Source organism: Thermobifida fusca YX (assembly GCF_000012405.1).
Classification (GTDB): domain Bacteria; phylum Actinomycetota; class Actinomycetes; order Streptosporangiales; family Streptosporangiaceae; genus Thermobifida; species Thermobifida fusca.
Genome location: NC_007333.1, coordinates 934,087 through 952,315 on the forward strand (window position 1 = coordinate 934,087; position 18,229 = coordinate 952,315).

General features: G+C 68.3%; 16 protein-coding genes. 14 read left to right on the forward strand and 2 right to left on the reverse strand.

All coding sequences use genetic code 11. The features are described 5' to 3' along the window. Nucleotides 1-132: 132 nt before the first annotated feature. The 10 genes from TFU_RS03930 to TFU_RS03975 all read left to right on the forward strand — a co-directional run bounded on the left by TFU_RS03930 (nt 133) and on the right by TFU_RS03975 (nt 10,493). Nucleotides 133-510, forward strand: a complete 378-nt coding sequence (locus TFU_RS03930; protein ID WP_011291237.1) for a phage holin family protein — start codon at nt 133-135, stop codon at nt 508-510. Between the two features lie 94 nt (nt 511-604). Further along, nucleotides 605-1,582 (forward strand): 4-hydroxy-tetrahydrodipicolinate synthase, encoded by a 978-nt coding sequence (gene dapA / locus TFU_RS03935; RefSeq protein WP_011291238.1) that lies wholly within the window; start codon nt 605-607, stop codon nt 1,580-1,582. Further along, nucleotides 1,579-3,264, forward strand: a complete 1,686-nt coding sequence (locus tag TFU_RS03940) for a ribonuclease J (RefSeq protein ID WP_011291239.1) — start codon at nt 1,579-1,581, stop codon at nt 3,262-3,264. The genes dapA and TFU_RS03940 overlap by 4 nt, the downstream gene beginning before the upstream one ends. 74 nt (nt 3,265-3,338) lie before the next feature. Beyond that, nucleotides 3,339-5,840 carry a DNA translocase FtsK gene (locus TFU_RS03945; RefSeq protein WP_011291240.1) on the forward strand — a complete coding sequence of 834 codons (2,502 nt, stop codon included), beginning with the start codon at nt 3,339-3,341 and terminating at the stop codon, nt 5,838-5,840. A gap of 114 nt (nt 5,841-5,954) precedes the next feature. Then, nucleotides 5,955-6,695: a helix-turn-helix domain-containing protein gene (locus TFU_RS03950; protein ID WP_011291241.1), complete on the forward strand. Its 741-nt coding sequence runs from the start codon at nt 5,955-5,957 to the stop codon at nt 6,693-6,695. Nucleotides 6,696-6,781: 86 nt separating this feature from the next. Then, nucleotides 6,782-8,233: a 30S ribosomal protein S12 methylthiotransferase RimO gene (rimO, locus tag TFU_RS03955; RefSeq protein WP_011291242.1), complete on the forward strand. Its 1,452-nt coding sequence runs from the start codon at nt 6,782-6,784 to the stop codon at nt 8,231-8,233. Further along, entirely contained in the window at nt 8,230-8,844 is a 615-nt protein-coding gene (pgsA, locus tag TFU_RS03960; RefSeq protein ID WP_011291243.1) for a CDP-diacylglycerol--glycerol-3-phosphate 3-phosphatidyltransferase, read from the forward strand. The genes rimO and pgsA overlap by 4 nt, the downstream gene beginning before the upstream one ends. A gap of 3 nt (nt 8,845-8,847) precedes the next feature. Next, a complete protein-coding gene (locus TFU_RS03965) occupies nt 8,848-9,354 on the forward strand; it encodes a CinA family protein (RefSeq protein WP_011291244.1) in 507 nt (168 codons plus the stop codon). Between the two features lie 158 nt (nt 9,355-9,512). Then, nucleotides 9,513-9,872: a helix-turn-helix domain-containing protein gene (locus TFU_RS03970; RefSeq protein WP_011291245.1), complete on the forward strand. Its 360-nt coding sequence runs from the start codon at nt 9,513-9,515 to the stop codon at nt 9,870-9,872. A 153-nt stretch (nt 9,873-10,025) separates the two neighbouring features. Next, on the forward strand, nt 10,026-10,493 hold the full coding sequence (locus TFU_RS03975) for a Dps family protein (protein ID WP_011291246.1): 468 nt from the start codon (nt 10,026-10,028) through the stop codon (nt 10,491-10,493). A 64-nt stretch (nt 10,494-10,557) separates the two neighbouring features. Here TFU_RS03975 and TFU_RS03980 read toward each other — a convergent pair whose 3' ends face one another. After that, nucleotides 10,558-11,010 carry an RrF2 family transcriptional regulator gene (locus tag TFU_RS03980; RefSeq protein WP_011291247.1) on the reverse strand — a complete coding sequence of 151 codons (453 nt, stop codon included), beginning with the start codon at nt 11,008-11,010 and terminating at the stop codon, nt 10,558-10,560. Between the two features lie 186 nt (nt 11,011-11,196). Then, a complete protein-coding gene (locus tag TFU_RS03985; protein ID WP_011291248.1) occupies nt 11,197-11,712 on the reverse strand; it encodes a GNAT family N-acetyltransferase in 516 nt (171 codons plus the stop codon). 357 nt (nt 11,713-12,069) lie between these two features. Between TFU_RS03985 and TFU_RS03990 the strand changes: the two genes are divergently transcribed. The 4 genes from TFU_RS03990 to rny all read left to right on the forward strand — a co-directional run bounded on the left by TFU_RS03990 (nt 12,070) and on the right by rny (nt 18,203). Further along, on the forward strand, nt 12,070-12,264 hold the full coding sequence (locus tag TFU_RS03990; RefSeq protein WP_016188351.1) for a DUF3046 domain-containing protein: 195 nt from the start codon (nt 12,070-12,072) through the stop codon (nt 12,262-12,264). A gap of 155 nt (nt 12,265-12,419) precedes the next feature. Beyond that, on the forward strand, nt 12,420-15,953 hold the full coding sequence (gene recA, locus TFU_RS03995; RefSeq protein WP_011291250.1) for an intein-containing recombinase RecA: 3,534 nt from the start codon (nt 12,420-12,422) through the stop codon (nt 15,951-15,953). Next, a complete protein-coding gene (gene recX, locus TFU_RS04000; protein WP_011291251.1) occupies nt 15,946-16,503 on the forward strand; it encodes a recombination regulator RecX in 558 nt (185 codons plus the stop codon). The genes recA and recX overlap by 8 nt, the downstream gene beginning before the upstream one ends. A gap of 194 nt (nt 16,504-16,697) precedes the next feature. Then, on the forward strand, nt 16,698-18,203 hold the full coding sequence (gene rny, locus TFU_RS04005; RefSeq protein ID WP_011291252.1) for a ribonuclease Y: 1,506 nt from the start codon (nt 16,698-16,700) through the stop codon (nt 18,201-18,203). Nucleotides 18,204-18,229 lie beyond the last annotated feature (26 nt).

Here is an 18,229-nt window from a genome sequence, read left to right on the forward strand (position 1 = left end):
CCAGATACCGTGCCCATCGTCCCAGGAACACCCGGGCACCGGGAAACCGCGGGTGCGGCCGAACCCCGAAAAACCCCTGAATCGTCCATTGGGGACTGCAAAGAGACCGCTGCGGCGTGGGAGTATCAAGGTGTGAGCATCATTCTGAGAGTCATCGTCAACGCTATCGCGCTCTGGGCCGCGGTGCTCCTCGTTGACGGGATCGAGGTGTCCGCCGACACCACGGTCTCCACGATCGCCACCTACCTCGGTATCGGAGCACTGTTCGGTATCGTCAACGCTGTCATCAAACCGATCGTCAAGACGGTCGGCTGCATCTTCTACTACGTCACCCTGGGGCTTGTCGCTCTCGTCGTCAACGCTCTTCTGCTGTGGCTCACCGCCTGGCTGGCTGGGGTGCTGGGCATCCCCTTCGAGATCGACGGCTTCTGGGCGGCGTTCTGGGGAGCCATCATCGTGGCGATCGTGAGCTGGCTCCTGAGCCTGTTCGTCGGCAAGGACGACGACTGACCGACCGTCCTCGTGCGGATCGGAGCGCGCCACAGACCTTCCCAAACGGGGAGGTTGGCGCGCTCTGTCCAGCTTTCGCGGTACCGTTTGCAACATGGTAGGCAGTACGACGCCGAACGCGCCCTTCGGCCAGATGTTGACCGCGATGATCACCCCCATGCTCGACAATGGGGAGGTGGACTACGACGGGGTGGCCCGCCTCGCGACCTACCTCGTCGATGAGCAGCGCAACGACGGCCTCATCGTCAACGGAACCACCGGAGAGTCCGCCACCACCAGCGATGAGGAGAAGGAGCGCATCCTCCGCACCGTGATCGACGCGGTCGGCGACCGCGCCACCATCGTTGCCGGAGCGGGCAGCAACGACACCAGGCACAGTATTGAACTCGCGCGGACCGCGGAACGCGCCGGAGCAGACGGCCTGCTGCTCGTCACCCCCTACTACAACCGGCCGCCCCAAGAAGGCCTGCTGCGGCACTTCACGGCCATTGCCGACGCCACAGGGCTGCCGATCATGCTCTACGACATTCCTGGCCGCACAGGCACGCCGATCGACTCCGAAACCCTGGTCCGGCTCGCCGAGCACCCCCGCATCGTCGCCAACAAGGACGCCAAAGACGACCTCGGCGCCAGCTCGTGGGTGATGTCCCGCACCGACCTCGCCTACTACAGCGGCAGCGACATGCTCAACCTGCCGCTGCTGTCCATCGGCGCCGCGGGCTTCGTCAGCGTGGTCGGCCATGTCGTCGGCTCCGAACTGCACGACATGATCGACGCCTACCGGGCCGGGGACGTGGCCCGGGCTTTGGACATCCACCGCCGCCTGATCCCCGTCTACCGGGGCATGTTCCGCACCCAGGGAGTCATCACCACTAAGGCGGTGCTCGCCATGTTCGGGCTGCCCGCCGGAGTGGTCCGCGCCCCCCTGCTCGACGCGTCCCCCGAACTCAAAGAGCTGCTCCGCGAAGACCTCGCCATGGCCGGGGTGAAGGGCCCCACTGGCCTTGCCTCCGCTCACGAGGACGCGGCCAGCGGGAGGGAAGCGGAACGACTCACGGAGGGGACCGCATGAGCCACCCGCACCCCGAGCTCGGGCCCCCGCCGCCACTGCCCCGCAACACCCTGCGGATCATCCCCTTGGGCGGGCTGGGTGAGATCGGCCGCAACATGGCCGTCCTCGAATACGAGGGGAAAATGCTCATCATCGACTGCGGTGTGCTCTTTCCCGCGGAAGAGCAGCCCGGAGTCGACCTGATCCTCCCCGACTTCGAATACCTGCGGGGGCGCCTCGACGACGTCGAGGCGATCGTGCTCACGCACGGCCACGAAGACCACATTGGCGGCGTCCCCTTCCTGCTGCGGGAACGCACCGATATCCCGCTGGTAGGCTCCCGCCTCACCCTGGCCCTGCTCACCGCCAAACTCGGGGAACACCGCATCAAACCGACCCTGATCCAGGTCGCCGAAGGCGAACAGCACACCTTCGGCTCCTTCAACCTCGAGTTCTTCGCGGTCAACCACTCCATCCCGGATGCGCTCGCGGTCGGTGTGCGCACCCCGGCCGGCAACGTGCTGCACACCGGCGACTTCAAAATGGACCAGTTGCCGCTGGACAACCGCATCACCGACCTCGGCGGGTTCGCGCGGTTCGGCGCGGAAGGCGTCGACCTGCTGATGTCGGACTCCACCAACGCGGAAGTCCCCGGCTTCGTCACCAGCGAACGCGACATCGCCGGCGTCCTCGACACGGTCTTCGCGAAAGCCGAGAAGCGCATCATCGTCGCCTGTTTTGCGTCCCACATCCACCGGGTCCAGCAGGTCCTCGACGCGTCCCAGGCCCACGGCCGCAAAGTCGCCTTCGTGGGCCGCACCATGATCCGCAACATGAACATCGCCCGGGAGCTCGGCTACCTCAAAGTCCCCGGCGACCTGCTCGTGGACGCGCGCGACCTCGAGGCGCTGCCCTCCGACGAAGTCGTCCTGGTGTGCACCGGCTCCCAGGGCGAGCCCATGGCCGCCCTGAGCCGCATGGCCAACCGGGACCACCAGATCCACATCGAACCCGGGGACACGGTCATCCTGGCTTCCTCGCTCATCCCCGGAAACGAGAACTCCGTCAACCGGGTCATCAACGGCCTGACCCGCTGGGGCGCCAAAGTCGTCCACAAGGGCAACGCCCTGGTCCACGTCTCCGGGCACGCACCCGCGGGAGAGCTGCTGTACGTGCTCAACATGGTGCGGCCGCGGAACTTCATGCCGATCCACGGGGAATGGCGGCACCTGCGCGCCCATGCCCAGCTCGCCATGCTCAGCGGGATCCCCGAGGACCGGGTCGTCATCGCCGAGGACGGCGTCGTCGTCGACCTCCACGACGGCAAGGCCCGCATCAGCGGCGTGGTCCAGGCCGGCTACGTGTACGTGGACGGCACCTCGGTCGGCGACGTCACCGAGGCCGCGCTCAAGGACCGCCGCATCCTCGGGGAGGAAGGCTTCATCTCCGTGGTCATCGTGGTGGAGTCCACCACCGGCAAACTCATCGGGGAACCGCAGATCCACACCCGGGGCGCGGGGATCGACCTGGAAGCCTACGACGACGTCATCCCCAAGATCCAAGAAGTCTTGGAGCAGGCCGCAGCCGAGGGTGTCAACGACCCGGCGCAACTCCGGCAACTGGTCCGGCGCAGCATCGGCCGGTGGGTCAACGAAAGCTACCGGCGACGGCCCATGCTGGTCCCCGTCGTCATCGAGATCTGACCGCACAGGCACCGACCGCGACACACCCGGCCGGTGCCTGAAACCGTTCCGCCACCCTTAGTAGGCTGCTGGGCATGGCCACCCGTGCGCCCAAGTCCTCCCAGCGTTCGGGCGGTGGAACCGGCAGGAAGTCCCCGGCCCGCCGTCCTACCTCTGCGCAGTCTCGCCCCCGCCGCCCCACCGCGAAGCGGAGTCCTCGGCCGCACACTGCTTCCGAAGGGCCGATCGCACTGCTGTTCGTGTGGCTCGGACGCGCGCTGCTGCTGGTGTGGCGGCTGCTCGCGCACACGGTAGGGTTCCTGGTCCGCGCGGCCGGCCGCAGCGCACGCGACCTCGACCCGGACCTGCGCCGCGACGGGTTGGGCATGATCCTGCTCGCCGTGGGCCTCCTCATCGCCGCGGCCGTGTGGTGGGACAGTGAAGGCCCGCTGCTGGACCTCACCCGTACCGTCGTCGTCGGCGCTGTGGGCACCTTCTCCCCGGTCATCCCCCTGCTGTGCCTACCGTTCGCGTGGCGGCTCATGCGTACTCCCGCGGACCGGCCCACCGACAACGGCCGGATCGTCATCGGTTCGGCCGCGCTGCTGACCGGGCTTCTCGGCCTTATCCACATCAGCCACGGCATCCCCTGGCCGGCCGAGGGGATGGAGAAGGTCCAGAAAGCCGGCGGACTCGTCGGGTTCGCCGCTTCCGGTCCGCTCAGCCTGCTCATCACCCCCTGGCTCACCGGGGTCCTGCTGTTCCTCCTCATGGTGTTCGGCCTGCTCGTTGTCACCGCGACCCCGATCAGCCGCATCCCCGACCGGCTCCGGCAGCTCTGGGACAACGTCGTGGTCTCCGAGAACAGCCCGTCGGTCGGCCTCGACATCCTCGACCAGGCCGAGGAGAAGACCCCCCGCCCCAAGCGGCGCACCACCAAGCCCAAACCCAAGCCTGCCCCCGAACCCGAGCCCAAGACCACCCACGCAGGAGACCACGAACGCCCCTACGACACGCCGGTCGTGGACGCTGCGCCGCCGCCCGCAGCAGTCGAACCGGAGCCGGAGCCCGCTCCCGAGCCGGCCCCCACCCTCACCGTGGAGCAGTTGTCCATCCCCACTCGCGTGGTCGACGGCGACTACGAGCTGCCGCCTCCCACCCTCCTCAAACCCGGCACCCCGCCCAAGCAGCGCACCAAAGCCAACGAGGAAGTGGTGCAGGCGCTCACCGGCGTCCTCGACCAGTTCTCCGTGGACGCCCGGGTCACCGGGTTCACCCGCGGGCCCACAGTCACCCGCTACGAGATCGAACTCGGCCCTGCCGTCAAAGTGGAGAAGGTCACCGCACTGACCAAGAACATCTCCCTGGCCGTGAAAAGCGCCGACGTGCGCATCCTTTCGCCGATCCCCGGCAAGTCCGCGATCGGCGTGGAGATCCCTAACACGGACAAAGACCTGGTCAGCCTCGGTGACGTGCTGCGCTCCCCGGCCGCCACCTCAGACGACCACCCCATGCTGGTCGGCCTCGGCAAGGATGTGGAGGGGAACGACGTCGTCGCCAACCTCGCCCGCATGCCGCACGTCCTCATCGCCGGAGCCACCGGCGCGGGCAAGTCCACCTGCATCAACGGGCTCATCACGTCGATCATGATGCGGGCCCTGCCCGACGAGGTCCGCCTCATCCTCATCGACCCGAAACGGGTCGAGCTCACCATGTACGAGGGCATCCCGCACCTCATCACCCCCATCATCACCGACCCCAAGAAGGCCGCGGACGCCCTGCAGTGGGTCGTGGGGGAGATGGACCGCCGGTACGACGACCTGGCCGCCTCCGGGTTCCGGCACATTGACGACTTCAACGCTGCAGTGCGGTCCGGGGAGCTCACCGCGCCCCCGGGCAGCGACCGCAGCTACGAGCCCTACCCCTACCTGCTCGTCGTCGTCGACGAGCTCGCCGACCTCATGATGGTCGCTCCCCGCGACGTGGAGGACGCTATCGTCCGCATCACCCAACTGGCCCGCGCCGCCGGGATCCACCTGGTGCTGGCGACCCAGCGTCCCAGCGTGGACGTGGTCACCGGCCTCATCAAAGCCAACGTGCCCTCCCGGCTCGCTTTCGCCACGTCCAGCCTCTCCGACAGCCGGGTCATCCTCGACCAGCCCGGGGCGGAGAAACTGGTCGGCAAAGGGGACGCCCTGTTCCTGCCCATGGGCTCTTCCAAGCCCATCCGCCTGCAGAACGCGTGGGTGTCGGAGAAGGAGATCCGCGCCGTCGTCGACCACTGCAAGAAGCAGGCCAAGCCCGCCTACCGGGACGACGTGGGGGTGGCGGAAACCAAGAAGAAGCAGATCGACGAGGAGATCGGCGACGACCTCGACCTGCTCCTGCAAGCCGTCGAGCTCGTGGTCACCACCCAGTTCGGCTCCACGTCCATGCTGCAACGCAAGCTCCGCGTCGGCTTCGCTAAGGCGGGGCGTCTCATGGACCTCATGGAAAGTCGCGGCATCGTCGGGCCCAGCGAAGGCTCGAAAGCCCGCGAAGTCCTTGTCAAACCCGACGAGCTGCCCGAGGTCCTTGCCGCGCTGCGTGCCGCGTGAACCATGCCGGACACCCCCTTAAGAGGGCGAGCCACCGTTTTCTGACCTTTTCTTGACACCGGCACAGGCGCGTCTCCGCCCGGTGCGGGGCGCGGCAAGGTCACAGTAGGCAGAGTGCGACAGGAATGCTCCAACGAGGAACAGGACCAGTCGGCGGCCCCCGTCGGGCGGGAGCTCGCGGCCGCCCGGGCCCGCCGCGGTTACACCCTGCGCCAGCTCAGCGAGCTCACCCGCATCCCCGAAAGCGTGCTGCATGCCTGGGAGCACGGCGACACCGCGTGCGGACCTGCCGAGCGGTACCGGGCCCAGGTGCGGACCCTCTGCGCGGTGCTGGACCTCGACCCGGCCGCTCTGCTGTGCCGTGGAGACCCCGGTCAGGCCCCTGTACGGAGGAGAACCGCCCCCAGCCGTGGGGGACAGTGGGGGTGGGCGGCCGTGGTGATCGCTGCCGCCCTCACCCTGGCCGTCCTCGCGTGGCCGGGACGCCCGTTCACCCCCGACCATCCGGAAGCATTTCCCGCCGCCGGGCAGAGCCCTGCTGGCTCACCGAGTGCGCCCGACCCCGCCTCGTCCGCCGCCCCGGCCGTCCCGCCCACGGCCGGGCAGGTCACGCTCCGCGTCACCGCGCACCGCCCCACCTGGGTGAGTGTGACCGACGGCACGGACATGCTCTTCACCGGGGTCCTCGCCGCGGGCCAGACCCGTGATTGGACCGCTGACGAGGTGATCCACCTGCGGCTCGCCGACGCCGGCGGCGTCCACCTGTGGGTCAACGGCCACGCGTACGGCGTCCCCGGAGCAGACGGAGAAGTGACTCATCTCACCTACACTGCGCAGAGCGGTTCTCCGCGCTGACCCGATGCCCGGGCCACCCCGGAGACGACCTACTCTGGGAGCGGACGAAACCACCGCACTCACAAATTCCCCTAACCTTGGAAGCTATGTCACCGCGCCGTACTGTCTCGCTGATCACCCTCGGGTGTGCGCGTAACGAGGTCGACTCCGAAGAGCTCGCCGGACGGCTCGCCGCCGACGGCTGGACCCTCGTCGACGCAGACGACGGAGAGAAAGCCGACGTCGTCATCGTCAACACGTGCGGCTTCATCCAAGCAGCCAAAGAGGACTCCATCGAGACCCTGCTGAACGCGGCCGAGGGCGGCGCCAGAGTGGTCGCTGCGGGCTGCCTCGCGGAACGGTACGGGGCGGAACTGGCCGAGGCTATGCCGGAAGCCCAGGTCATCAGCTTCGACGACTATGCGCACATCAGCGAGCGTCTCGAGGATGTTCTCGCGGGACGCCCCCTCACCCCGCACACCCCGCGGGACCGTCGCACCCTGCTGCCCATCACCCCGGTCGACCGCTCCCAAGCGGCCAAGAACCACGTGCCCGGACACCTCACCTTCGGGGAGGAGATCACCCCGCTGCCGGACGGGGTCGCCCCCGCTTCCGGGCCCACGATTCCGCGCCTGCGGCTCACCGGCGGTCCCGTCGCCAACCTCAAAATCGCCTCGGGGTGCGACCGCCGCTGCTCGTTCTGCGCCATCCCCTCCTTCCGGGGCGCCTACCTCTCCCGCAAGCCTGAGGACGTCCTCCGCGAAGCCGAATGGCTCGCTGGACAGGGCGTCCGCGAACTCTTCCTGGTCAGCGAAAACTCCACCTCCTACGGCAAGGACCTGGGTGATGTGCGGGCATTGGAGAAGCTCCTGCCCCGGCTCGCCGCAATCCCCGGGATCGAACGGGTCCGTGTCAGCTACCTGCAGCCCGCGGAAGTCCGCCCCGGACTCATCGACGTCCTCACCGGCACCCCCGGCGTGGTGCCCTACTTCGACTTGTCCTTCCAGCACGCCAGCGGCCCCCTGCTGCGCCGCATGCGCCGCTTCGGCGACCGCGAACGCTTCCTGGAGCTCGTGGCACGCATCCGCGCCAAAGCCCCCGAAGCGGGCATCCGTTCGAACTTCATCGTGGGATTCCCCGGCGAGACCGACGAGGACTTCGCGGAACTCGTCGCCTTCCTCGAACAGGCCCGCCTGGATGCCATCGGGATCTTCGGCTACTCCGACGAGGACGGCACCGAAGCCGCCGGATTCGATGGCAAACTCCCTGAAGAGACCATCAAGGAGCGGGTTGACCAGCTCAACCAGCTCGCCGAGGAGCTGATGGCCCAGCGGGCCGAAGAGCGCATCGGATCCACGATCGACGTCCTCGTCGAAGACGTGCTGGACGACGGCGCCTACGAAGGACGCGCCGCACACCAGGCTCCCGAAGTGGACGGCAGCACCATCCTCTACGCCGACACCGCGCTGCACGTGGGCGACATTGTGCCCGCTACGGTGCTGACTGCCATGGGAGTCGACCTCGTCGCCGAACACCAGGAAGACGCTGATACCACGTGAGCACCCCGGATCCTGCCGCACCCACCGGTTCCGTTCCGGTGCTGAACATCGCCAACATCCTGACGGTCAGCCGGATCGTCATGGTGCCCCTCTTCATCGTCCTGCTCCTCCAGGACGGCTTCTGGTGGCGCCTGGCGGCCTTCGCGGTCTTTGTCGGCGCCGCAATCACCGACCGGGTCGACGGGGAGCTGGCCCGCCGCCACAACCTCGTCACCGACTTCGGTAAGATCGCGGACCCTATCGCCGACAAGGCCCTGACCGGTGCTGCCCTCATCCTGCTGTCGTGGATCGGGGAACTGTGGTGGTGGGTCACCGCAGTCATCCTCATCCGCGAATGGGGGGTCACCGCGCTGCGGTTCGCCGTCATCAAGTACGGCGTGATCCCCGCCAGCCCGGGCGGCAAACTCAAAACCGCGTTGCAGATCGTGGCCATCTGCGTCTACCTGTTCCCGCTGCCGAGCGAGTGGTATCTGCAACTGCCCGCGCACACCATCATGGCGGCCGCGGTCGCCGTCACCCTGTGGACCGGGGTCGACTACGTGTTCAAAGCGTTCCGGCTCTACCAGCGGGCCCGGCACAAGCAGCCCAGCCGCGAAGGGGGGAGGGACTAGCGCGTGCCCAGTACTGCTGAGCTGGTAGCCCGCGTCCACGCGCTGCTCGCGGAGCGCGGTGCGACGCTCGCTGTGGCCGAGTCCCTCACCGGCGGCATGATCGGTGCTGCTTTCACCGCGCTGCCCGGGGCTTCCGCGGTTTTCCGCGGGGGAGCTGTCGCCTACGCCACAGAGACCAAAAACACGGTTCTGGGCGTTCCCCAGTCCCTGCTCGCCGAGCACGGGGCCGTCCATCCGGAAGTCGCCGTGGCGATGGCCCGCGGCGCCCGCCGGATTTTTGCGGCCACTTTCGGTCTCGCGGTCACCGGGGTCGCCGGACCCCGGCCGCAGGACGGACAGCCCGTCGGAACCGTCTACGCCGCTGTGTCCTGCCCGGAAAACCGTGATAACCTGCGAAAACTTCAGCTCGCGGGGGATCGGGCAGCGATTAGGGAGCAGACTGTCGCCGCGGCGGCGGCCCTCCTGCGCGATACCCTCGTAGACGACGTGGCACAAAACACCGTGAAATAACGTCCGAGGACCCGTTCAAGACCCCGGAGTCGGGGAACAAAACCTCACCAAGATCGTGTTATCCCTCCAGCGAACAAGGAAGCTATGAGGTGCGACGATCGGGCTTCGGGCGGGTACGGTGTTTTTATGAAGGTCGCTACCGGTAGGAGGGAGCGCGAATGATGGTCCTGCTTCGTCACCTGCTCGGTGACGTGCTACGGCAGCTTCGTCAGCGGCAGGGCCGCACTCTCCGCGAGGTGTCGGCCGATGCCCGAGTGTCGTTGGGGTACCTGTCAGAGGTCGAACGCGGACAGAAGGAGGCTTCCTCTGAACTGCTCGCCTCGATCTGTGGCGCGCTGGGAGTCCCCCTCTCCCAGGTTCTTCGAGAGGTTTCCGACCAGCTCGCTCTCGCTGAACTCCAGGAGGCGGCGCTCAGCGGTTCGGTCCCGGCGGATTCCGCTGCCGGTCCCGACAGGCTCGGCATCGACTCCACCATCCCCGATCGCGTTCCGGAGGTTGTCGACATGGTGGGGGTGTAGGCCCGCCCCCGCGAAGCCGAACGGGTCGACCGCGGTGCACACGGTCGACCCGTTCGCGCTCCCTCCCCGGAGTGCTTTTCCTGGGTTTTCCCCGGCAGGTCTGGGGTAGTGGACTCCCCGTTGTCACTGCTATCGCACATCGGGGGTTGAACCATGGCCAAGATCCACAGCGCGCTGAGCGAAGAAGCCCGCAAGTCTGTCGGACAGACGCTCCAAGCCGCGATCGTCGATCTGATCGACCTCACGCTGCTGGGCAAGCAGGCGCACTGGAACGTGATCGGCCGCAACTTCCGTTCCATCCACCTGCAGCTCGACGAGCTCGTGGAAGCGGCACGCAAGCACACGGACACTCTCGCGGAGCGCGCCATCGCGCTCGGGGTGAACCCGGACGGGCGGGTGAGCCGGATCGCCCAGGACACCCGTCTTCCCCAGCTCGACCCCGGCTACATCCAGGACGACAAGGTGGTCGCGTTCGTGGTGGAAGCGCTCAGCGGCGCAGTCGACCGCTTCCGGGAGCACGTCAAAGCCACGGAGGAAACCGACCCGATCACGCAGGACCTGCTCATCGCGGCAGCCCAGGACCTTGAACAGCAGCACTGGATGTTCCAGGCCATGAGCTAGCCCTGGTCGGGCGGCGCTGACTTCCTGTGCTGCAGGGGCCGCAGCGCGGCCGGGGGATGAGGGGTCAGCTCGTCCAGGCCTCGGGGTTCTCGGCCAGTGAGCGGACGGATTCCGGAAGCTGCGAGGTGGCCACGTGCTCGAGGGTCACCGATTCGAGGATGGCCCGCTCACTGGCCCGCAGGGCGATCCACACCTGTTGCAGGCTGCGCGCCGCACCGTCGTATTCGAGGTGCTCGGGGCGTTCTCCACGCACGTTTGCCAGCGGGCCGTCCACGGCGCGGATGATGTCGGCCAGCGAGATCTCCGAGGCCGGGCGTGCCAGCCAGTATCCGCCGACCGGCCCACGCTGACTGCGCACCAGGCCGGCACGGCGCAGTTGCGTCAGGATGTTCTCCAGGAACTTGCCAGGAATGGCTTGGGCACGTGCGAGCTGCTCGGCCGTGACGGGACCGCCACCGACGGCCGCAAGTTCGGCAGCGGCACGGAGTGCGTAATCAACCCGGGCGGAAAGGCGCATGCTGCGATTATGCCTTGGAATCCGAAGAGGTCCGGCCAGTGGGGCGGCCGAGGAGCAGTCGAGGAATGCTGCCGTAGTGTCTCATCCGCTGGTTCTCCTCCAGGGACTGTCCGGTGGGCGCGCCTGCTCCCCGCTGCCGGGAAGTCCCGGCGGGCAAGGCCGCACGTCACACTTGTCCCTTCCAGGCTACCTACCGGTCGCGGTGGTGCGGTCCGGAGTGAGACGGCGCCGCATCACGACGCGGGGGAGGACCGCGATTCCGGCTGCAATCTCTTCGCGCCACTGCCGGGCTAACTGCGGTCCCCACTCCGGTTCCGGGAGCACCGTGAAACCGTGCCGTGCGTACCAGGGCGCGTTCCAGGGCAGGTCGCGGAAGGTCGTCAGGGTAATCCACGGGGAGCCGTGCTCTTGCGCGTACGCGCAGGCTGCCGTGAGCAGGGCGGTTCCGATGCCGCGGCGCCCGTAGTCGGGGTGGACGGAGAGCTGCTCCAGATGGGCGGCGCCGTCGAGGACGGTCAGCGCGGCGAAGCCTACGGGCGGCCTGCCGGCCACGAGCACGGCAGCAGCCTGGTCGAAGAGGTCGTCCGGGTCGTCGTCCGGCAGGTGCACTCCGGCGCGGGCGAACAGTGTGTCGGCGGCCCGGCTCACTTCGACGAGTCGCGGCCGGTCCGCTGCGGTCATGGGGCGTATCGTGTGGTCCATTGCTGTGGATGGGCGCGGTTCTCAGACGGGACGCCGGATGCGGCAGGTGTTCCGGGGCCGTGCGCCAACCTATCCGTTTCAGAAGCGTCGGTGTGCCCGGGGCAGTATCGGCTGGACGGTCTGGAGGATTGTGCAGCGCACCCGTCAGCATTGAATGTGATCTAGTTCATAGAAGCCGGGTGGTGGGGTGGATTCTTCCGGTACCGGGCGGGCGCCCCTGCCAGCACACTCCGCGGCCGTGCGGGGAGCGTTCGCCAGCGGGGCGCGCAGACCGCCCCGCGCCTCCCCGGAGCGCTGGGGGACATGCCGCGGCATGCCGGAGTGGCAGAGCGGAACGGGGCCGATACTGGAGGAGAGATGAGACTGTCCCACTTCTGGCAACGCATGGAAGAACACTTCGGCGCCGCCTACGCCGAAAGCCTCTCCCGCGACTACGTGTTCGAAGAACTCGGCTCCCGGACCATCCGCCAGGCCCTCGACGACGGGTTCGACGCCAAAGAGGTCTGGCACGCCGTCTGTCAGGCTTTCGACCTGCCCGCACACGTCTACTGAGGCGGGCCGCGAGCACCAGTCAATCGAACAAAGGTTCGGGTAGGATGGGGCGCGCCTGAGCCTAGAGTGGCTTCAGAGTGGCCCGCCTTTGGGCGCCGCAGCCGACCGGGGGACGGCCCGGAGGTTGTCCACAGCGGGGGAGCACACGTCGCGGGATGTCACTGGCGCGGCGTAGCGTCACCCCCATCATGAAGAAGAAGGCATCGACCCAACAGGGGTTTCCCGTGGCAGCTTCTGATCGAGACAAGGCTCTTGAAACCGCACTCGCGCAGATCGAGCGCCAGTTCGGCAAGGGCACCATCATGCGCCTCGGCGACGACAACCGCCCGCCCATCGAGTCGATCCCCACCGGGTCTATCTCCCTGGACGTGGCGTTGGGAATCGGGGGCATCCCACGCGGCCGGATCGTCGAGATCTACGGTCCGGAGTCGTCAGGGAAGTGCCTTACCGCAGACACCTACGTCTGGACCGACCGCGGTCTGGAGACGGTGGCCGAGGTCTTCGGCCGAGCCGGGCTGCCGCTCTCCAGCACCAGCCGTGTCACCGACGTCCGGGACCGGGACATCCGGGTCGTCAACGAGAAAGGCGAGCTCGAACAGGTCGCCGCGCTCACCCACAACGGCCGCCAGCCGGTGGTGCGGATCACGGTTGCTTCGGGACGCCAGGTCACGGTCACCCGCAACCACCCGCTGCGCGTCATGAACGACGACGGGTTCATCGTCTGGCGCGAAGCGGGACAGCTCCGCGAAGGAGACGTGCTCGTCTCTGCGGCGTTCGGCGCGGTGCAGGCCGCCAGTGGTGGGGGCCTCAGCGAGGATGAGGCCGTCCTCCTCGGCTACCTGACTGCGGCGGGCTCCCTCGACCCTGCGGGGCACGTCTGCTTCACCACCACCGACATCGAGACCGGTGCGGAGTTCGCTGCTCTCGCCGAATGGCTGCTCGACACCACGGTCACCGCTGTCCCCGGCGACGGCCAGGTTGCCTACGTGCTGTCCGACCCGGCGGCCCGGCACACCCTCGCCGAACGGTACGGCGTCGACTACGCCGCTGCCGCCCGGATCCCGCAGTGCGTGCGGACCGCGGGCGACAAGATGCAGCGTGCATTCCTCGCCGCCCTCTACACGGCCGCTGGCTGGACCGACACCTCGGCGGCTGTCGGACTGCGCACTGCCTCCGCGCCACTGGCCCGTGAAGTCCAGTACCTGCTCTACGGTTTGGGAATCCCCGCCGATCTCGACCGCAGCCACGGGAATGGGCAGCACCCGTGGGCCGTCACCATCAGCCCTGCCGCAGCACCCCGCTTCCACACCGAGGTCGGTTTCCGCACCGCCCAGCAGAGCCCCCAGACTGGGCTGCACGAGCCCACCCCGCAGGTGGAAGCCATCCCGAACCTCACCGGGCTGATCCACGCGCTGCGGGACAGCATCGGCGACCGCGCGGAGAGCACCGACGACCCGTTCCCCGCGGCCAGCGGCGGAGCCTACGACCGGGACCAGGTGCGCCGCGTCATCGACTGGGCGAAGCGCCGCACAGACGAGGCCCCGGCGACTGCCAACGCGATCCTCGGCTACCTCACACAACTGACGGACGCCCGCTACACCTACGAGCCGATCACCGCCGTCGAGGACGCGGGGCAGCAGCCCACCTTCGACCTCATGGTGCCGCGCACCCACAGCTTCCTCGCCAACGGCATCCTGTCGCACAACACCACGGTCGCCCTGCACGCCGTCGCCAACGCGCAGCGGGCCGGCGGGATCGCCGCCTTCATCGACGCCGAACACGCGCTCGACCCCTCGTATGCGGAGAAGATCGGCGTCAACATCGACGACTTGCTGCTGTCCCAGCCGGACACGGGAGAACAGGCGCTGGAGATCGTCGACATGCTCGTCCGCTCCGGCGCGATCTCCATCATCGTCATCGACTCGGTGGCCGCCCTCGTGCCGCGCGCCGAGATCGAAGGCGAGATGGGCGACAGCCACGTCGGCCTGCAGGCCCGCCTCATGTCCCAGGCCCTGCGCAAGATCGCCGGAGCCCTCAACCAGACGAAGACCACCGCGATCTTCATCAACCAGCTCCGCGAGAAGGTCGGCGTGATGTTCGGCTGCATGCACTACGACACCCTGGTCACACTGGCCGACGGTACACAGGAGAAGATCGGCACTATCGTCGACCGCAAACTGGACGTCGAAGTCCTCTCCTACGACCCGGAGACGGACCGGATCGTCCCCCGGCGGGTCGTCAACTGGTTCGACAACGGGGCCGCCGACCACTTCCTGCAGTTCACGGTCGGCCGATCCGGCAAGCCCGGCGGGGCGCAGTTCACGGCCACCCCCAACCACCTGATCCGCACCCCGGGAGGCTGGCGGGAAGCCGGTGAGCTGATCGCCGGGGACCGGGTCCTCGTGCACGAACCGCACTACCTGAACGAGCAGCAGCGCCAGGTTGTCTACGGCTCCCTGATGGGTCGCGGCACCCTCGTGCCGGACCGGCACGGCGGCCCTGGCGTGCACTTCTGCATGGCGCACACCGCCGAGCAGGCGGCCTACCTCGACTGGAAGGTCTCCCTGCTGGGGAACATCGCCCACTCCCGGACCGCCGAGGCGTCGGCCACGGTGGGCGTCGAGTTCACCCCGATGCCGGAACTGAGCGAACTGCACCGGGTCGTCGACTTCGGCGACGGGCACACCCACCTCACCTGGGAGTTCCTCAAGCAGCTCACCCCGCTGGCGCTGGCCGTGTGGTACCTGGACGCCGGCACTCTCACCATCCCGCAGTCCGGGACGGACGACGACGCCCGGGTCCAGATCGACGTTGAGACGCTCAGCCCCGGCTCCCGGCAGCGGCTGGTGGAGTACCTGCGCGACACCCACGAACTGGACGCTGCGGTGGTCCAGCAGGGCGCGGACGCGCGGAGCCTCCTCGAGTTCACGCCTGCGGCCACGGTGCGATTCCTGGAATTGGTCGCCCCCTACGTGCCCGAGTCCATGAGCAGCATGCTGCTCGCCCAGTTCCGCGGACGCTGCTCCGTCACCCCGGAGTACAGCGACCCGGTGCAGCGTCTCGTGGCCGCCCCGGTGCTGGACATCCAGGTCAAGCCCGGAAGCACGCGCAAGTTCGACATCGAAGTCGAGGGGAACCACAACTACTTTGTGGACGGGGTCATGGTGCACAACAGCCCGGAGACTACGTCGGGTGGCCGGGCGTTGAAGTTCTACGCCTCCGTCCGCATGGACGTGCGCCGGATCGAGACCTTGAAGGACGGCACGGAAGCCGTCGGAAACCGGACCCGGGTCAAGGTCGTCAAGAACAAGCTGGCTCCGCCGTTCAAGCAGGCCGAGTTCGACATCCTCTACGGGGTCGGCATCTCTCGGGAAGGCGGCCTGCTCGACCTCGGCGTGGAGCACGGGATCGTGCGCAAGTCGGGAGCCTGGTACACCTACGAAGGCACCCAGCTCGGCCAAGGCAAGGAGAACGCCCGGAACTTCCTGCGGGCCAACCCGGACATGGCCGACGAGATCGAAAAGCGCATCAAGCAGAAGCTGGGCATCCCCACGGGCGACGACAGCGCCCCCGCCGAGGAGGCTGCCAAGGACGAGGCGAAGGCCGCGTCCACGACCAAGCGCACCACCCGCAAGACCACGGCGTCGACCTCCGCGTCGAAGTCGGCGGCGCCGAGCACGGATGCCTGACCGCGCCGCAGACGGCAGGGACGGTCCTCCGGGCGGCTCCGCCGCCCCGGAGGACCTCTACGCCCGGGCCCGTGCCATCTGCTTGCGGCTGCTCACCCGTGCCCCGCGCACCCGGGCGCAGCTCACCGACGCGCTGCGGCGGCGGGAGATCCCCGACGAGGTCATCGAAGCGGTGCTGGACCGGTTCGGGGAAGTCGGGATCGTCGACGACGCGGTTTTCGCTGAAGCGTGGGTGGACTCCCGGCACGCGGGACGCGGGCTGGCGCGTCGGGCGCTCGCCGCGGAGCTCCGGCAGCGCGGCGTGGACGAGGACACGGTGCGCGCGGCGGTCGATGGGCTCAGCCCGGCACAGGAGGAGGCCACGGCACGCCAGTTGGTGCGCCGCAGACTCGCCGCGACCCGGGGGAAACCCACTGAGGTGCGGGTGCGGCGGCTCATGGGCATGCTGGCGCGCCGCGGATACTCCGCTGGTCTGGCCTATCGGCTCGTCCGCGAAGAGCTGGAAGCGGAAGGCGTCGAAGTGGACTTCCCGTCCCCTGAGGAGGGATGAGCCCGCTGCGACGCGTATCGGTGTGATGTCCCCAGGGTCACTGTTCTCTTTAATCTCGTTTGAGCAAGCATTAACCCGAGAGTCCGCGGGGTAACCCCTATCCCGACAGAGGACGCGCACGAGCGCGCGGCAGAACCGTCCAGCCAGCCACGCACAGTGGTCGGACCAGGGCGGAGTGCGGTGGGGGGAGCTCCATGGACGGAGTGGCCGACCTTGTGGTCATCGCACTTCTCGGAGCGTTGACGCTGCTGACCGCGGGTCATGTGCTTGCGCTCCGCTCGCGCAGCCGAGCCGTCGCCGCGCAGGCGCAGCAGTGGGCCGACCGCATCCGGGCCGACGCGGAGAACGCCGCCCGCAGCCACCAGGACCGCCTGCTCGCGGAAGCCGCCGCATACCGGGCAGAACTCGACCGGCGGGAGCAGCGGATCGCCGCCCAGGAGCAGCGCATCGAGAGGGAGCTGCGCCGGTTGGATGCGGCGCGCCGCCAGCTTGACGAGCGGACCGCCCAGCTCGACCAGCGCGCAGCCGAACTGGCCCGCCTAGCAGAAGAACGGCGGGCTGTTTTAGAGCAGGCTGCGGCGCTCACCGCGGAGGAGGCGAAAGCCGCGCTCGTTGCAGACATCGTGGACCAGGCGAAACGGGAAGCCGCTGTCCTCGTCCGCGCGATCGAGCGGGACGCCCGCACGAACGGGGAGGCCCGGGCCCGCAGAATCATCTCCCTGGCGATCCAGCGGCTGGCGGGCGAGCAGACCAGTGAATCGGTGGTCCGCGCCGTGCCCCTGCCCGAGGAGGCGATGAAGGGGCGAATCATCGGCAGGGAAGGGCGGAATATCCGGGCGTTCGAAACAGTGACGGGGGTCGATCTCATCGTCGACGACACCCCGGGGGTGGTGCTGCTGTCGTGCTTTCACCCGCTGCGGCGGGAAACAGCGCGGCTCACCTTGGAGAAACTCGTGGCCGACGGCCGGATCAACCCCCACCGGATCGAAGAAGCCTACGAAGCCAGCCGGCGCGAAGTGGAGCAGCAGTGCGTGCGCGCCGGAGAAGACGCCCTCCTTGAAGTGGGGATCTCCGACATGCACCCGGAGTTGGTGGCGCTGCTCGGACAGTTGCGGTACCGCACCTCGTATGGGCAGAACGTGCTCGCCCACCTTGTGGAAAGCGCCCACTTGGCGGGGATGATGGCCGCTGAACTGGGCGCGGACGTGCCTCTCGCGAAACGGTGCGCGCTCCTCCACGACATCGGCAAGGCGCTCACCCACGAAGTGGAGGGCAGCCACGCGGTGATCGGCGCGCAGCTCGCCCGCCGCTACGGGGAGTGCGAGGAAGTGGCGCACGCGATCGAAGCCCACCACAACGAGGTGGAAGCGCGCACGGTCGAAGCGGTGCTGACCCAGGCCGCGGACGCAATCAGCGGGGGACGGCCGGGGGCGCGGCGCGCCTCCATGGAGTCGTATGTGAAACGGCTGCAGCGGATGGAGGAGATCGCCTACGCCGTCAGTGACGGGGTGGAGAAGGTGTTCGTGATGCAGGCGGGGCGGGAGATCCGGGTGATGGTTCAACCGGAGGCGGTGGACGACGTGCAGGCCCAGGTGATCGCCCGGGACATCGCGAAACGGGTGGAGGAGGAGCTCACCTATCCGGGACAGGTCCGGGTGACGGTGATTCGGGAGTCCCGCGCGGTGGAAACCGCCCGCTGAACGAGGGCGGCCCCGGCCGTCGACCG

What these genes read in the sequence shown, in the direction of transcription:
- recX (WP_011291251.1), top strand. Translation starts at nt 15,946, where the DNA reads ATGCCTGACCGCGCCGCAGACGGCAGGGACGGTCCTCCGGGCGGCTCC.
- TFU_RS03980 (WP_011291247.1), bottom strand. Translation starts at nt 11,010, where the DNA reads ATGCGCCTTTCCGCCCGGGTTGATTACGCACTCCGTGCCGCTGCCGAA.
- TFU_RS03985 (WP_011291248.1), bottom strand. Translation starts at nt 11,712, where the DNA reads ATGGACCACACGATACGCCCCATGACCGCAGCGGACCGGCCGCGACTC.
- recA (WP_011291250.1), top strand. Translation starts at nt 12,420, where the DNA reads ATGTCACTGGCGCGGCGTAGCGTCACCCCCATCATGAAGAAGAAGGCA.
- TFU_RS03990 (WP_016188351.1), top strand. Translation starts at nt 12,070, where the DNA reads ATGAGACTGTCCCACTTCTGGCAACGCATGGAAGAACACTTCGGCGCC.
- TFU_RS03945 (WP_011291240.1), top strand. Translation starts at nt 3,339, where the DNA reads ATGGCCACCCGTGCGCCCAAGTCCTCCCAGCGTTCGGGCGGTGGAACC.
- rny (WP_011291252.1), top strand. Translation starts at nt 16,698, where the DNA reads ATGGACGGAGTGGCCGACCTTGTGGTCATCGCACTTCTCGGAGCGTTG.
- TFU_RS03940 (WP_011291239.1), top strand. Translation starts at nt 1,579, where the DNA reads ATGAGCCACCCGCACCCCGAGCTCGGGCCCCCGCCGCCACTGCCCCGC.
- dapA (WP_011291238.1), top strand. Translation starts at nt 605, where the DNA reads ATGGTAGGCAGTACGACGCCGAACGCGCCCTTCGGCCAGATGTTGACC.
- TFU_RS03970 (WP_011291245.1), top strand. Translation starts at nt 9,513, where the DNA reads ATGATGGTCCTGCTTCGTCACCTGCTCGGTGACGTGCTACGGCAGCTT.
- TFU_RS03975 (WP_011291246.1), top strand. Translation starts at nt 10,026, where the DNA reads ATGGCCAAGATCCACAGCGCGCTGAGCGAAGAAGCCCGCAAGTCTGTC.
- rimO (WP_011291242.1), top strand. Translation starts at nt 6,782, where the DNA reads ATGTCACCGCGCCGTACTGTCTCGCTGATCACCCTCGGGTGTGCGCGT.